This window comes from Chryseobacterium sp. PTM-20240506, assembly GCF_048296755.1.
GTDB lineage: Bacteria > Bacteroidota > Bacteroidia > Flavobacteriales > Weeksellaceae > Chryseobacterium > Chryseobacterium proteolyticum.
Genome location: NZ_CP182581.1, coordinates 3566873 through 3581250, shown reverse-complemented (window position 1 = coordinate 3581250; position 14378 = coordinate 3566873). Strand labels below are relative to the sequence as shown.

Below are 14378 nucleotides of genomic sequence, written 5' to 3'. Positions count from 1 at the left end.
ATCTAAGATTCAGTTATTTATATAAAAAGGTAAAGTGAGCCGGAATATTCCCTCCTTCCGTTTTCCATTTAAAATGACCATTTTTATTAAAGCAATAGACAAATCCCGTGGATACATAATTCCTCGCATCGGTAATATAAATATCCTCAGTAATGGGATTTACAGCAATTCCATAAGGAGCCTTGATTGCATCTGCATATTCCTGATCGATAATTTTATCAGAAATCACCTGTTCGGTCTTTACATCAATAATTCCAAAAGTTTTAGTATAAGAATGGGTATTATAATTGAATTCATTTCCATAGTAATAAAGCTTATCATTCACAATGGTCATTTCACTCACTGCGAGATGAAAATCTTTTTTCACAGTTCCGGTTGCTGCATCAACGAGAAATAAACTTGATGGTACATTGTAATAATCTCCTCTTGAGCTTACATACAAATCCCCGTAATTATCCTTTTTAAGGCGGTGAAGGTTGATTGCAACATTTATTTTTTTACTTTCTGTAAATGTATTGAGATCGATCACAGAAACAGTTTTATCATAATTTGGAACCATATACCCTCCTGAATTAGCTACAAAAAGCTGGTTTCCCACAATCTCAATTTCTTCAGGCTGATATCCTACGGTAACTTGTCTTTGAATAGCAAGGGAAGTCGTATCAATCTCCACAACTTTTCCTTTAGGAGAATTAGGATTAATATCAACCGGCCCAGCGTAACTGCTGGCATAGGCTTTTCCATCTTTGAATTTAATGTACCTGCAGTTTTGTAACTGGATTGTTTTGATTCGCTTTGCTGTTTTTGCATCCAGCACCTCGATTTTATTGGATACATTCACCACAACATACAATTTACCTCCGTAAATCTGAATATCATTTCCCACATCGCCTAATTCTTTGACAACATTGGGATTAATTTCTGCATAAATATTCCTTCTGTAGTTTCCTGTTGTATAATCAAAAAAATCAAGTGTGCATTTATTGCTCCCCATATTTCCTTCATTCAAAACATAAAAACCTTTGATTGCAGTATTTTCCGGTTGTGTAAGACCCGTCTCAACTTCTTCTTTCGGAGTGTATTCATCTGTTCTGCATGACAGTAATGAAAACGCAATAAATAAGAACACGTAATAGCTTATTTTTTTCATAATGTATAGCTTACAATAAGTTTAAAATTTCTTCCTGGCATTGGATAGTTCCTTACCACATCATAGTGCTGATTCAAAGTATTATTGACCTCAAAGCTTACCTTGAGCTGGTGAGAATACCAGTTAAACCTTTTCTGAATCGATAAATCGTGTGTATACCAGGGTCTGATGAGATTATATTCAATATTGTTTTGTTGTGCATCATAACGTTTCCCCGTATACATAAAGCTATAATTAAAGCTCCACTCCTTATAATCAGCCATCAAAGTAAAAGTTCCTGAATGCCATGGCACATAAGGAATCTGATCTCCATAATATGACTCCCCTTTTTCAGTAAAATCGCGTGCACTTTGGTAGGTATAGCTCAACAATGGTTTCAATATTACTTTCCCAAGGTCCAGCTCAGCCTGTATATTCACATCTGATCCTATGATATGAACATCTCCAAGATTCGTCATCATCCATCTGAAAAGATTGGTTGTGGGCACTGCAATGATCTTATTTTCCACTTTGTTATAATACCCGTCTGCCTTGAAGTAAATACTTTTCAGAACCTGATGGTTATAAGTCTTCTGATAAGTAAAACCTACGTCATATTGATTGGTAAATTCAGGTTTAAGAAAAACATTCCCGATCATGGTATAGTACAGGTCATTGAAAGTCGGCATTCTAAAAATCCTTTTATAAAATGCTCTCACTGTTAAATTCTTAAAGGCCAGTGGCTGGTAACTCAAAAATGCAGAGGGTGTCCATTCACTCTTATCCGGCGACTTGGAATTACGTTCAACATTCTCCCGAATAAAAGTGCCTAAAACACTTCCAAGAAACTTAAACCGGTTCCATTGGTAAGTGGTTGCAAAAGCAACCAATGAGGTATAACGCGTGGGAAATGAGAAAAGCTTAAGATCGGAATCCAGATTATTATACTGGAAATCAACATTAGCACTAACATCCCAGTTTGGTGTAATTGAGTAAATATTGGAAGATGATAAATATAATTCTCTCTGGATATATGTATTATCCGTTTTTAAAGCCGTTTCAGCTACATTTACCGTATCCATATACCGGGTATAGTCGTAGGCAAATTTAGCTTTGAGCTGAGTCTCAAATTTTGGAAATATTTTTTTCCTTAGGTGAGCCTGAACAAAATAATTTCTATCAAGTAATTTTTGTCCTTTCGGATCAAAACCATTATTCACAATTGCTGAGGGAATCCCACGATCTGAAATATATCCGTAGCCCCGGACATTCCAGTCTCCATTATTCAGATTTCCCTGCAGGCTGGTCTCAAATCTTTTGGCAGTAATATAAGAATCATATCTTGTTGCAATTGTATCATTGGCTATAGTACCATCGGGGTGTTTTTTCTGGTATTTGTATTTATATTGTCCGTCACTCTGTATAAATTCGGAGCTGAAACTTGCGGAAATTTTATCTGAAAGCTTTTGCTCCAATCGAAATGACGGGTTGAAAAGATCGATTGAACTGTTTTTTATTCTAAGTACAAGATTCGTTTTTTTATTTCCGGAAAAATAAGGAGTCTTGGGTTGGAGATAAATTGAGCCGGAAGATCCAAAATCTTTTGCAGGCTGAAAGATCTCACTTTTCTGTCCGTTGTATAATGAAATTTCTCCGATATCATCCAGCGAAAACTTTCCCAGATCGATGACCCCGTTTTGTGCGTTTCCCAATTGAATCCCATCATAGAAAACACCGACATGCTGGCTACCCATGCTTCGGATATTAACCGTTTTCAATCCGCCAATTCCACCGTAATCCTTGATCTGTACTCCCGAAAAATAGCGTAATGCATCGGCTACGGACTGGCTGTTCAACCTTTCCAGCTGTTCTCCTGAAAGAGTTTGAGCGGGAAGAATTTCTTTAAAATCTTTTTTATAAATGGTAACCGGAAGGATCCCTTTTTCCTTTATACTATCTCTTGACTGAGAAAAATAAAGCTGGTTAATTAGCACAAGGATTGTGATAATTATTTTTTTAGTTGTAAAAGTAAATTTCGGTTCCATTAGCTCATTGAGAATAATCTTGACACTAATGGATATAAGAAAGCAGCAATAACATTGTACAGCCATAGCTGCACAGAAGCATTGTTGTCCTTAGCTTTATTCCACGAAAGCATCAAACTTAAATCTTCTGGCAGGTCTTCTGACTTACTCCATTTTTGAAATCCTTCCCATTAAAAACAGTGGATATATACATCAAAAATTTTGGTTTAGAGTTTACAGCAGCGGGTCTGTTCCGGATTTACACCGGATTCCCTTTTAAAAGCCTTTTACAGCTCACCAGATTCCGGCAAAGATAGAAAATTCTTCTTAGAAACAATATTATACTTAATAAAATGATTTTCAACAGAATAAAAACAAACATTCCGTTACATGAGTAACGGAATGTTCATTTGATTTTTATATCCCAAAGTTAATAAACACACTGAATCTGGATTTAGCTTCAATATTTCCACCCGCTAGGTTTGAATAGGCAGGAAGCATCAGTTCACTACCCAGGCTCCATTTACTATAGGAAAGTTCAAAGCCTAATTTTCCATATAAAGCACTTCCGGCAGTATCCGGTAAGGCTTCATCAAATTGCTTATTCCTATCATATACTTCTCCCTGTAATCCGGCTTTCCCGGAAAAGATCATTTTTTTGTCCGCATAAAGCTGATAAAATCCGGTAGCTGCATAGTTCCATTGGTTTCCAAACTGATAATACTTCTTATTTTCACCTTTAACAGTATAATCCGTATTAACAATTACCGCAACTTTGTTCTTTTGGTATTTATAATTCACAACCATCTGATAATCCCAGCTTCCTGTTCCCAATTGGAAACTCGGATTCACTCCCGTAATTCCTTTTTCATCAAATCTTCCTAACGGAACTTTTATTCCTAATCCTCCATTTAATTGGTGAGATGCATCTTTAGAATTGATCAGCTGATAAATACCCATTACATTCAGATCCCCTATTCCATTAATTCTGATGTCTCCCTGCATTGTTTTTTTTTCATGAAACTGAAAAGGGAGACTCACGTAAGCACTCAGCTTTTTCGTAATGGGAACTTTTCCCCATAACTGGATGGTATTGAAGTACTGATCCTGGGTGAGATCATTCACAAAAAGGTTTTCTTTGGCTTTATAATGCTGTGCAAAATATTTTATTCCTATAAATTGAGGATTAAGCAAAGACTCAAATCCTGATGATCCATTTCCTGCAGCACAGCCACAAGCATCACAATCATCATCAAAAAATTTGCTGGGGTTAAAGCTATTTTCAGGAATATACAAACTGTCTCTTATGGGTTCTGCATAGGCTATTTGGCATAAAAATAAACCCAATACTATTAAAAAAATGTTTTTCATGTTTGATTAAAATTTATTCTGAGAATTTTGGGTTGGTAACAAAGTCTTTATCAGATAGAGTTTTCAGGAAAGCAATAATGGACTGCTTCTCCGCATTGTTCATCGTGAGTCCGATATGTCCGTTTTGTTTAAGCAGCGGATCAAGGTTAGGATTGTCCTCTACATTATCCGAGTAAAAATTAAGAACAGCATCCAGGGTATAGAATCTCCCGTCATGCATATAAGGTGCTGTATATTCCACATTCCTTAAGCTGGGTACCCGGAATTTCATCCAATCTACCTGATCCAATGTTACCCTGTAACGCCCGGCATCCTTAAACTGACTATTGTAATACATTCCTGTATTGCGGAAACTTTCATCCGTAAACAATTCTCCGCTATGGCATGAGGAACATTTCTGCTGGAATAGTGCCATTCCCTTCATTTCCGTTGTAGTAAAAGTTGCTTTTCCATGCTTATACTGGTCATACTTAGAATTACCAGAAATCATCGTTACCATGAACTGTGACAAAGCCTTCAAAACCCTTTCCCCTGTAATATATTCATCACCATAAGCGGCTTTGAAAAGATTTCTATACTTACTGTCGGCATTTAATTTAGCAATCACTTCAGGCATTGAACTATCCATTTCGTTTGCGTCGGTAATAGGAATAATGGGTTGCTCATTAAGGTTATGAATTACCCCATCCCACATATATCGCTTTAAGAATGCCATATTCTGGATGGGAGGGGCATTGCGTATTCCGATCCTGTCATCCACCCCATGGCTCACATTATGCCCATGGTGCGTAAAAGCATTTTCCTGTATATGGCAGAATCCGCACGAAATGGTATTATTTCGGGAAAGCCTTCCTTCGTAGAATAATTTCCTTCCCAGCTCTACTCCATTTTTGGTGACCGGATTCCCAGTTTTATCAAACGTCATTTCAGGAAAATAAGCTGGAAACTGTAAGTTATAAGCCTCATCCTTTTCCAATGGCTCAATAACCTCATCTGAGCACGATATGATATTAAAAAATGTAACAATAATCAATCCTGCCTTCAGAATATTTTTAATCTTCATCATTATGAACGTGGTTTACGGTAAACATTTTAGTAAGGTTGTTGGTTACACTTACCAAATGCGGACTCGATCCCATCATCATATCGTTAGATGTATTCAGGGTAAGTTTTGTGTCACCACTCAGATACTGATTAAGATCGGCCAGAATATGAATCGACGGTCTTATTTTTCCGGTCACTCTCGCCGTTGTTGGGAGGTCTAAAGTAATTTCCCGGTATAAATCAGGAGTATTATTAGCCGCTACATTTCCCATATTTCCCGTATGATTCATAAACTCCTTCTCTGCAGCAGTACTTCCGTATTTCCCTTCCAGCTTTACAAAAACATAGCCCGCAGCCCAGGACCAGGACATCCCCTTTGTTTTAGCTTTATTCCAAAACTCTGCCTGCCCGTCCATTCCCAGGAGATAAGCATTCTGGCTGATTCCCAGACCGAACTTCACTTTTTTATAATTGTTTTTAGGAATTCCGGTAAGGTTTACATAAACGATTCCTGCTACGGCATCTGCCTGGTCTATGATAAAGGCTCCTTTATCAGGATTATTTTCATTGTATTTAAATTCTTTTCCGGATTCATCAATCAGGCTGATATTACTTATAATATATTTTAAAGTAGAAAACTGGTGTTTTTGTCCGCTTGAAGAAGTTTGGGTTGTCTGATTCAAAACAATACCGCCAAGGTTATTGAATCCGTTTTCAAACTTTATCTGTAGGTTTCCCGGTGTAGTATCCTGTGAATTATCCCTATCGTCATTACTTTGACATGATGAAGCACTAAGTAATATAAGGCCAATAAACAATAGAGATAAAAATTTATAAATTTTCATTGTTGATTTTTTTTAAGTTGTATTTGTTTGAATAGAAATAAGCATCGAATGTTGAAAACATTCATTTTCTCAATCCCAATAAGCATAAAAGTTTTAGCACTTTAGAATTATAAAGTGAATCATGAAACAATTATGAAGAACACATGAGTGTGGAAAATCTGTAATTTTCGCAGTACGTGAGCTTTAACAATTGGAGATAAAATGTATAAACAACCTTAAAAAACCGGCGGCCTGAAAATATGTTTCAGGAAAAGAAAAGAGTAATTCTTTTGATAAATAAAAGTAAAATTGTGATCGTATGTTAGACCTGTGTTTTTTATTTCTGTAATTTCCGGAAGGATGTAGATATCAAGAATTTTTTGTCCGGAAGTTTTTCCCTTACTCAAAGGGGCTGTTTCTGTATCATTGGTTTTAGCGAGTTCTTTACTCAAATAACATTTACCATTACAATTCAGCTCTGGTTTGTTTTTGTTAACACAAAGAACCTCAGCAATATAATCATAATTTACAGCATATTCCATGATGGGGATCAGAGGTCTGACCACGATATAGAAGGTAAGGAATATGCTGCAAATATAATTCATGATCTATTTTTTGCTCAGTGCGTTTTCATATCTCTTACTTACCTCTTTCCAGTTTAATACATTCCAGATCGCGGTAAGATAGTCAGCTCTCTTATTCTGATATTTTAAATAATAAGCATGCTCCCAAACATCAATTCCAAGAATTGGAGTTCCTTTTTCTTCTACAACATCCATTAAAGGATTATCCTGATTAGGTGTTGAAGAAACAAACAACTTCCCGTTCTTATCCACAGAAAGCCATGCCCAGCCGGAACCAAAACGATCAGCTCCTGCCTTGCTCATTTTCTCTTTAAAGGCATCAAGACTTCCAAAAGTTTCTGTAATTGCTTTTAGTAATTTCGCAGAAGGTTGAGTATTTTTCTCAGGCGTTAACATGGTCCAGAAAAGTTCATGGTTAAAATGTCCTCCGGCGTTGTTTCTGATCGTTGGACTAAGAGTTGAAACTTTAGAAAGGATCTGGAATAAAGTCTCTTTTTCCTGGGGTGTTCCAGCAATTGCCTTGTTTAAATTACTTACATACCCCGCAGCATGCTTTGTATAATGGATTTCCATCGTTTGTGCATCTATTGAACCTTCCAACGCATTGTAAGCGTATGATAAAGGAGTTTGCTTGAATTGCGCAAAAGCAAATTGCGCCGCCAAAACTGCACCTAAGGCAGCTATTTTCATAATCTTCATAATGTTTTGTATTTATGGTTTAACATTTTTTTAAAGAGTAAGTTTGATGATGGAAGACAAGGGTCAAAGACCTTTATTCACAATCAATATACTTCCTGACATCCAACTTTTAATTTAATAACTTCTTAATATCTTCAATCAGCCTTTCCCTGTCCGGATGATATTTGCCGGTAAGCTGTGTTTCTTTTCCTTCAGGATCCTTATAGTTTAATCCTGAATAGTAAAGGATAGGCATATTGTCTTTATTATATCTGCACCGGATATTTCCTTCCTGATCAACAAGCGCAATCATCCCGCTGTGATTAAGACTCTCTCCCTCATCTTCTTTATCCCCAACATAGATATTGAACTGATCCGCAAGGTTTCCAATGTACGTCCGGTCTCCGGTTAAAAAATGCCAGTTGGGAGATTTTGCTCCGATTCTATTGGCATGTTGTTTCAACGTTTCCGGAGTATCGTTCAACGGATCTATGCTTATGGAAATAATCCCAAACTCAGGATTGTTAATCTCCTCTTCGATCACTTTCATATTGCTGTTCATTACAGGACAGATGGTGGGACATTTACTAAAGAAGAATTCCACCAGATATACTTTGCCCAGCATATCTCTATTGGTAATCTTTTTATTATTCTGATCGGTAAGCTCAAAATCAGGAACCTTCATTACAGTATAAAGGTTTTTTTTAAAATAGCTCATACCGAAACCTACTCCCAGGAAAATAACTGCAATAATTGCAATGGGAATAACGATCCTGCTTTTTGAGCTTTGGGCTATTTTTTTATTTTTGGACATATTTTTCAGGATTTTTGTTGAATTCGTCCTTACAGGAAGCACTGCAAAAACCGTACACCTTGTTCTTATATGTTGCTGTAAATTTTAAATAATCTGCCGTTTTCATATGACATACAGGATCTTCAGCGTTGACTACTTTTACCTTAAGGTTCTCCTTTGGAGTCATCATACTTTTACTATGCTTTACTTTAGGTGTTTCCTGGGCACAGGAAATAAATGATACTGACAGCAGCAAAGCTGTCAAAATGAATATATGTTTCATTGGATTGAAATGAAATTTATAATAATGGATTAATTCAGAGATGTGATTAAAACTAATCACATAATAAATAGCTAATAAAGATTAGGTATTCGACTAGTAAATTAGTTATTATACTAAAGGAGGATGGAATATCCTGGAAAAATAATCTGAAGAATGCGATTTGATATAGCCTGGATTAGCAACTTTTTGCAAGATTTCAAATCCTTTGGCATCAGCAAATGAAAGAATATCATTGGAAAGAAATACATCAATAACAGAAATTTTTATCGTTTGTGGCCCCGATTGCTTTTCTGTTTTAGCGAGTTCTTTTTCTACATAACATTTACCCTTACATGTAGATTGCGGTTTATCTCTGTTTTCACAGAGATTTTTTACAATATAATCATAGTTAACCGCATAGTTCACTAATGGCAATACAGGACGTATTGCTATGGTAAAAATAATGAATATGGATATGAAAAGTTTCAATGATCAATTCTATTCCACAAATATACTACTCAAATTCTTTTTAAGTATAATTTATGATGAAAGTCATCGATATTTTTCAGACAGAAGCCTCACTGAGATCCAGCAAGGCTTCTTATAATTAAGTTTAATTATGGTTTATGATTGAAATTTCATCCTTTGAATCCTTACGGCATTCAGGATTGCAATCAGTGAAACTCCGACATCTGCAAAAACCGCTTCCCACATGGTCGCCAAACCTCCTGCACCAAGGATCAAAACAATTCCTTTTACCACAAATGCCAGGGTAATGTTTTGCCATACAATCTGTTTGGTCTTCCTACCTATATTAATGGCCATAGGAATTTTACTTGGCATGTCATCCTGTATTACAACGTCAGCTGTTTCAATCGTTGCATCACTTCCCAGTCCACCCATTGCAATTCCTACATCACTCAAAGCTACAACCGGAGCATCATTCACTCCATCACCCACAAAAGCAACCGTCTCATTTTTAGCTTTGATAGCTTTTACTTTATTCACCTTATCCTCTGGAAGTAAATCCCCATAAGCGTTCTGAATTCCCAAAGTATCCGCTACATATTTTACAACTGAGCTTTTATCGCCACTCAGCATGGTTGATTTTATATTTAATACTTTTAATTTATTGATCGTTAATTGTGCATCGTTTTTAATGGTATCTGCAATAGTAAGATATCCTACAAACTTATTATCATAAGCGACCGCAATTAATGTATACACAATATTATCCGGGTTGATATCATACTGAATATTGAATCTATCCATCATTTTGAAATTCCCAACCAATAAATCTTTTCCATTAATTGTTGCTTTCAGCCCGTGCCCTGCAATTTCCTCTACGTTTTCCATAGGAATGGAATGATCTATTTCTCCTACATACTCATGAATAGCTGTTGCTACAGGGTGCGTACTCTGGCTTTCTAAAAGGTTTACCAGTTTCAATATTTCATTTTTATCAAACTCAGGCTTGAAGTCCACTTCCTGAACTTTGAAAACACCTTCTGTCATTGTTCCGGTCTTATCCATTACAACATTCTGGATTTTAGCAAGTGCATCTAAGAAGTTACTTCCTTTGAACAGAATTCCATTTCTGCTTCCCGCTCCAATTCCTCCGAAATATCCCAAAGGAATTGAGATCACCAATGCACATGGACAAGAAATCACAAGGAATACTAAAGCTCTGTACAACCAATCTTTAAATTGATAGTCCGCTACAAAGAAATAAGGTAATAATGCAATTGCTATAGCAAGCAGAACAACAATCGGAGTATAAACTTTCGCAAATTTTCTAATGAATAATTCGGTTGGAGCTTTTTGCGCTGTAGCATTTTGAACCAGCTCCAGGATCTTACTCAGTTTACTATCCTGATATGCAGTGGTAACTTTAACCTGGCTAACAGTATTTAAATTGATCATTCCCGCAAGCACTGCATCACCTTTGGTTTTGGTATCCGGCTTACTTTCCCCTGTAAGTGCAGCTGTATTAAATGAAGCAGTTTCTGAAAGCAACTCTCCATCCAGCCCTAATTTCTCTCCGGATTTCAATTGAATAATTTCTCCTATACCTACAGTCTCTGCTTTCACTATTTGGGGTTGCCCACCTTTTAAAACAGTTACCTCATCCGGACGCTGATCTAATAATGATTTGATATTGCTTTTCGCCCTTGTAACGGCCAAAGTTTGAAATACTTCTCCAACGGCATAAAAAAGCATCACTGCTACTCCTTCAGGATATTGGGCAATAACAAATGCCCCAATTGTTGCAATCCCCATTAAGAAGAATTCTGAAAACACATCTCCTTTAATGATGCTTTCATAAGCCTCTCTTAATACTGGAAGTCCAACAGGAATATAGGCCGCTGAGTACCAAACGATCCGAACCCAACCGGTAAACCATTCTGTTTTTATATAATTGTCTAAAGAGACACCGATCATTAATAAAACAAAAGAGATTACTGCAGGTAAAAACAACTGGAAAGTCGTTTTATCTGAGGTATCATGAGAGTGACCGTGATCATGGCCATCTCCTTCAAAATGATTGTGCTCTTTTTTTTGAGGTTTTGTATTACAGCATTCTTCCATAACTTATAATTTTCAACAAAATTAATTTTAAAACAAGTGCAATACTATTGCAAACTTTCCAAACAATCTTCGCAAATCCCTTTAGCAAAAAGCCTTATTTCATCAATCCGGAAATTAGTTTGGATATTATCTGGAAATGAAATATCTTCTTTACAGGTGGTTTGCTTACAAATTTTACAGTAAAAATGAAGATGCCAGTCTTTATGTGTTTTCTCGTCACAATCATCATCGCAAAGCTTATACTTGGTAGTTGTATTTTCCTGTATCCCGTGAACAATTCCTTTCTCTTCAAAAGTTTTTAAGGTCCTGTAAATAGTTGTTCGGTCTGCATTATCAAAATGACTTTCAATTTCAGACAATGACAAAGCGGCTTCCTGAGAGCTCAAAAAATCATATACCAGGATACGCATACTTGTTGGCTTCGTATTTTTGTCTATAAGCTTATCTTCTATATCTTTTTTCATTTCTGATATTTTTTATTAATAATGGGTAACATCTTCCTGATAACTTTCTTCCTCAATCTGAAAAGTAGTATGGCTGATGGTAAATCTGGATGTTGTTTCTTCGGTCAGTTTTTCCAGCAGCTGATTTTGAGTAATTGTATCATCTTTAACAATATGAGAACTCATTGCATTTACGCCGGAAGTAAGGGACCACACATGGAGATCATGCACGCTTTTTACACCAGGAACCTGTTCCAGTGATTTACGTAACAGATCAATGTCTACATCTTTGGGAGTACTCTCCAGTAATACATTAACAGCTTCCTTAAGAAGTCGCCAGGTTCTGGGAAAGATCAGTAAGCCAATTGCTGCCGAGATCAATGGGTCGGCATAGTACCAGTTGGTTGTAAGCATAATTACACCTGCAATCATAACTCCTACAGAAGTAAGCATATCCGAAAGAACTTCAAAATACGCACCTTTCATATTAAGACTCGCTTCGGAATCTTTTCTAAGGATCAACATTCCTGCAATGTTTACTAAAAGTCCTATTCCTGCAACAATCAACATTGATTTACTCTGCACTTCTGGAGGGCTTTTAAATCTCTGATAAGCTTCAAATAAAACATACACGGAGATTCCCAGCAGTACCACGGCATTGATCACCGCTGCCAATATTTCTGTACGGTAATATCCAAAAGTCTTTTTGGAGTCCGCTTTCCGTTCTCCGATTTTTATTGCAATAAAAGCCAGTAACAATCCTACCACATCTGTAAGCATGTGAGCGGCATCTGCAAGCAACGCAAGACTATTGGTAAGAATTCCTCCAATAACCTCCGCAATAAGATATGCTCCACTAAACGATAATACAATAAGAAGATTCTTTTTATGTTTACTGGCTGCGGAAACTGTTTGTGTGTTTTTTTCGTTCATCATTTCAAAAATAAGTTGGGTTACATTTCGTAGTACAAAGGATTTTCTTTCTTCATAGGAACATTCTTTTCCCCGACCATCTGTCTCAGGTTAATTTCTATTGTCTGTGCTAAAGAAGTCATTGGGGTATCAACAGGGGTATTTTCAAAAGGATCCTGCATGATGATTGATGTTCTTTCTATAGCGATAAACATTGTAGGAACTAAAATAGTGACCAATACTTCGATTATCAATTGATTATCATCCAATCCAAATGGTAAAATAGCAGCAAATACATAGATTAACACATGGACCAAAATACTATATGACCGGGGGAAAACCGTATTCTTTAATCGCTCACATTTTCCCATGCTATCACAAAGCTTTGTAATGGCATCATTAAGTTGTAATTGTTGAAATTCTGAGATTTCCCCTGAAGAAAAAGCTTTTCTTACCTGCCTGGAATGTTCATCGAGTAATGCATTCGGAACATTTAAAGCATCAATTTGATGAGCAGTAAGATATTCCTGTACCTTTACAGAAAAGGGCAGCTTTCTAAGCGATTCCCCTAACGCAAAAGTCCAGATGATCTGTCTTTCCGCGAATTCCTGTGCTTGTTTTTCAGGTAAAAACTGAATCGCTAATCTGATCAAAGTCCGGGAATCGTTTACAATGGCTCCCCAGACAATTCTTGCCTCCCACCATCTTTCGTAAGATTGTGAAGTACGGAAAGCCAATAACAGAGAAACGGCCGTTCCCACTAATGCAGGAATATTCAGAGGAAGTGATATTTTTCTAAATCCGGGAAGTAAATCTAAAAGCCCTATACAAAAAGCAAATATGCAAATGAAAAGAATCTGAGATTTTATTTCATTAATGAAATACCAAATGGATAATCTTTTGTTTAATAACATAATTATTTTTTTAAATTAAGTTCTAACCCTTTAAGATCTGTTGTTTTCTAAAAGTTTCGTTTTCATTTTTAATACTTTAAGTACAAAGTACATCATCATTGTAATGATCGTACCAGAAATGAACAACAAATTATGATCAGAATGATCTCTAATCCATTCTCCTGTAATATCGAACAGCGTAAAGATCAAAAACATAGCAAAAAGCCCATTCTTTTCTTTCTTCAACACCTTTTTTAGACTAAATGAGAGTTCGTTTTTCCTAAACAATCCTAAGTTAGGAATAAAAACCGGTACTTTGGATGCCCAGCTTCTATATTTTTCTCCAAATTTTCTTTCTAAAAATTGTTCCTCTGCATAAATAATCCGCTCATAATAAATCCAGTAAAAAAGAATGAAGGCAACGACAAACCATAAATTTTCTGTAAATAAGGCAAGTCCCAGCCACATAAAAAAGTTCCCAAGATATAAAGGATTTCTTACTACACTGTATATCCCTGTTGTATTAAGTGTATCAGCTACCTGACCTTCTGAGGTATTCCTTCCCGAGGTATTTTTAGGTGTATATCCCACTGTATAAACTCTAATCCCTAAACCTACAGCACTTATTAAAAGGCAGGCAAATTCGTATAGAATTTCGCAGCTCGTTGTTTCTTCTTTTAAATTCATTTGAACAGAAACCACAAAACCGATAAATAAAATACCTATCGGTAATGTGCTTCTATATTTGAAAAGCCAATTCCCTTGTTTTTCAAGTTCTTCTTTTAAAGCCATCTTGTGAAATAATATTATTGTGTTTTTTTGTCGGAAGGCT

The 14378-nt window shown here is 36.2% G+C and carries 15 protein-coding genes and 1 riboswitch; all 15 genes read right to left on the bottom strand.

From position 1 onward, the window contains the following. Window positions 1-13 precede the first annotated feature (13 nt). Window positions 14-1150: a YncE family protein gene (locus ACNFU2_RS15900; RefSeq protein ID WP_306613476.1), complete on the bottom strand. Its 1137-nt coding sequence runs from the start codon at window positions 1148-1150 to the stop codon at window positions 14-16. Next, window positions 1147-3174, bottom strand: a complete 2028-nt coding sequence (locus ACNFU2_RS15895) for a TonB-dependent receptor plug domain-containing protein (protein ID WP_306613474.1) — start codon at window positions 3172-3174, stop codon at window positions 1147-1149. The genes ACNFU2_RS15900 and ACNFU2_RS15895 overlap by 4 nt, the downstream gene beginning before the upstream one ends. 111 nt (window positions 3175-3285) lie before the next feature. Then, window positions 3286-3470, bottom strand: a riboswitch (cobalamin riboswitch). A 100-nt stretch (window positions 3471-3570) separates the two neighbouring features. After that, window positions 3571-4524: a transporter gene (locus tag ACNFU2_RS15890; RefSeq protein ID WP_306613472.1), complete on the bottom strand. Its 954-nt coding sequence runs from the start codon at window positions 4522-4524 to the stop codon at window positions 3571-3573. A gap of 13 nt (window positions 4525-4537) precedes the next feature. Beyond that, window positions 4538-5590, bottom strand: a complete 1053-nt coding sequence (locus ACNFU2_RS15885) for a cytochrome-c peroxidase (protein WP_306613470.1) — start codon at window positions 5588-5590, stop codon at window positions 4538-4540. Next, the gene (locus ACNFU2_RS15880; RefSeq protein ID WP_306613469.1) at window positions 5577-6413 is read right to left on the bottom strand and encodes an MbnP family protein; all 837 of its coding nucleotides are present in this window, start codon (window positions 6411-6413) and stop codon (window positions 5577-5579) included. Before ACNFU2_RS15880 ends, ACNFU2_RS15885 begins: the two co-directional genes overlap by 14 nt. A gap of 215 nt (window positions 6414-6628) precedes the next feature. Next, on the bottom strand, window positions 6629-6997 hold the full coding sequence (locus ACNFU2_RS15875) for a hypothetical protein (RefSeq protein ID WP_172284639.1): 369 nt from the start codon (window positions 6995-6997) through the stop codon (window positions 6629-6631). Window positions 6998-7000: 3 nt separating this feature from the next. Further along, window positions 7001-7675, bottom strand: a complete 675-nt coding sequence (locus ACNFU2_RS15870; protein ID WP_172284641.1) for a superoxide dismutase — start codon at window positions 7673-7675, stop codon at window positions 7001-7003. A 109-nt stretch (window positions 7676-7784) separates the two neighbouring features. Continuing rightward, window positions 7785-8468: an SCO family protein gene (locus ACNFU2_RS15865; protein WP_373428015.1), complete on the bottom strand. Its 684-nt coding sequence runs from the start codon at window positions 8466-8468 to the stop codon at window positions 7785-7787. Further along, window positions 8455-8730 (bottom strand): YHS domain-containing protein, encoded by a 276-nt coding sequence (locus ACNFU2_RS15860; protein WP_172284645.1) that lies wholly within the window; start codon window positions 8728-8730, stop codon window positions 8455-8457. Before ACNFU2_RS15860 ends, ACNFU2_RS15865 begins: the two co-directional genes overlap by 14 nt. A gap of 108 nt (window positions 8731-8838) precedes the next feature. Continuing rightward, on the bottom strand, window positions 8839-9198 hold the full coding sequence (locus tag ACNFU2_RS15855) for a hypothetical protein (protein ID WP_306613464.1): 360 nt from the start codon (window positions 9196-9198) through the stop codon (window positions 8839-8841). A 135-nt stretch (window positions 9199-9333) separates the two neighbouring features. Then, complete coding sequence (locus tag ACNFU2_RS15850; RefSeq protein ID WP_306613462.1) at window positions 9334-11298, bottom strand: heavy metal translocating P-type ATPase; 1965 nt, start codon at window positions 11296-11298, stop codon at window positions 9334-9336. 44 nt (window positions 11299-11342) lie between these two features. After that, window positions 11343-11762: a Fur family transcriptional regulator gene (locus tag ACNFU2_RS15845; protein ID WP_172284650.1), complete on the bottom strand. Its 420-nt coding sequence runs from the start codon at window positions 11760-11762 to the stop codon at window positions 11343-11345. A gap of 15 nt (window positions 11763-11777) precedes the next feature. Next, complete coding sequence (locus ACNFU2_RS15840; RefSeq protein ID WP_273651073.1) at window positions 11778-12674, bottom strand: cation diffusion facilitator family transporter; 897 nt, start codon at window positions 12672-12674, stop codon at window positions 11778-11780. 20 nt (window positions 12675-12694) lie between these two features. Beyond that, window positions 12695-13567: a bestrophin family protein gene (locus tag ACNFU2_RS15835; protein WP_172284652.1), complete on the bottom strand. Its 873-nt coding sequence runs from the start codon at window positions 13565-13567 to the stop codon at window positions 12695-12697. Between the two features lie 30 nt (window positions 13568-13597). After that, window positions 13598-14338: a methyltransferase family protein gene (locus ACNFU2_RS15830; protein ID WP_306613459.1), complete on the bottom strand. Its 741-nt coding sequence runs from the start codon at window positions 14336-14338 to the stop codon at window positions 13598-13600. Window positions 14339-14378 lie beyond the last annotated feature (40 nt).

Excerpts from the sequence above, each read along its gene's own strand:
- ACNFU2_RS15900 (WP_306613476.1), bottom strand. The coding sequence starts at position 1,150 with ATGAAAAAAATAAGCTATTACGTGTTCTTATTTATTGCGTTTTCATTA.
- ACNFU2_RS15895 (WP_306613474.1), bottom strand. The coding sequence starts at position 3,174 with ATGGAACCGAAATTTACTTTTACAACTAAAAAAATAATTATCACAATC.
- ACNFU2_RS15890 (WP_306613472.1), bottom strand. The coding sequence starts at position 4,524 with ATGAAAAACATTTTTTTAATAGTATTGGGTTTATTTTTATGCCAAATA.
- ACNFU2_RS15885 (WP_306613470.1), bottom strand. The coding sequence starts at position 5,590 with ATGATGAAGATTAAAAATATTCTGAAGGCAGGATTGATTATTGTTACA.
- ACNFU2_RS15880 (WP_306613469.1), bottom strand. The coding sequence starts at position 6,413 with ATGAAAATTTATAAATTTTTATCTCTATTGTTTATTGGCCTTATATTA.
- ACNFU2_RS15875 (WP_172284639.1), bottom strand. The coding sequence starts at position 6,997 with ATGAATTATATTTGCAGCATATTCCTTACCTTCTATATCGTGGTCAGA.
- ACNFU2_RS15870 (WP_172284641.1), bottom strand. The coding sequence starts at position 7,675 with ATGAAGATTATGAAAATAGCTGCCTTAGGTGCAGTTTTGGCGGCGCAA.
- ACNFU2_RS15865 (WP_373428015.1), bottom strand. The coding sequence starts at position 8,468 with ATGTCCAAAAATAAAAAAATAGCCCAAAGCTCAAAAAGCAGGATCGTT.
- ACNFU2_RS15860 (WP_172284645.1), bottom strand. The coding sequence starts at position 8,730 with ATGAAACATATATTCATTTTGACAGCTTTGCTGCTGTCAGTATCATTT.
- ACNFU2_RS15850 (WP_306613462.1), bottom strand. The coding sequence starts at position 11,298 with ATGGAAGAATGCTGTAATACAAAACCTCAAAAAAAAGAGCACAATCAT.
- ACNFU2_RS15845 (WP_172284650.1), bottom strand. The coding sequence starts at position 11,762 with ATGAAAAAAGATATAGAAGATAAGCTTATAGACAAAAATACGAAGCCA.
- ACNFU2_RS15840 (WP_273651073.1), bottom strand. The coding sequence starts at position 12,674 with ATGAACGAAAAAAACACACAAACAGTTTCCGCAGCCAGTAAACATAAA.
- ACNFU2_RS15835 (WP_172284652.1), bottom strand. The coding sequence starts at position 13,567 with ATGTTATTAAACAAAAGATTATCCATTTGGTATTTCATTAATGAAATA.
- ACNFU2_RS15830 (WP_306613459.1), bottom strand. The coding sequence starts at position 14,338 with ATGGCTTTAAAAGAAGAACTTGAAAAACAAGGGAATTGGCTTTTCAAA.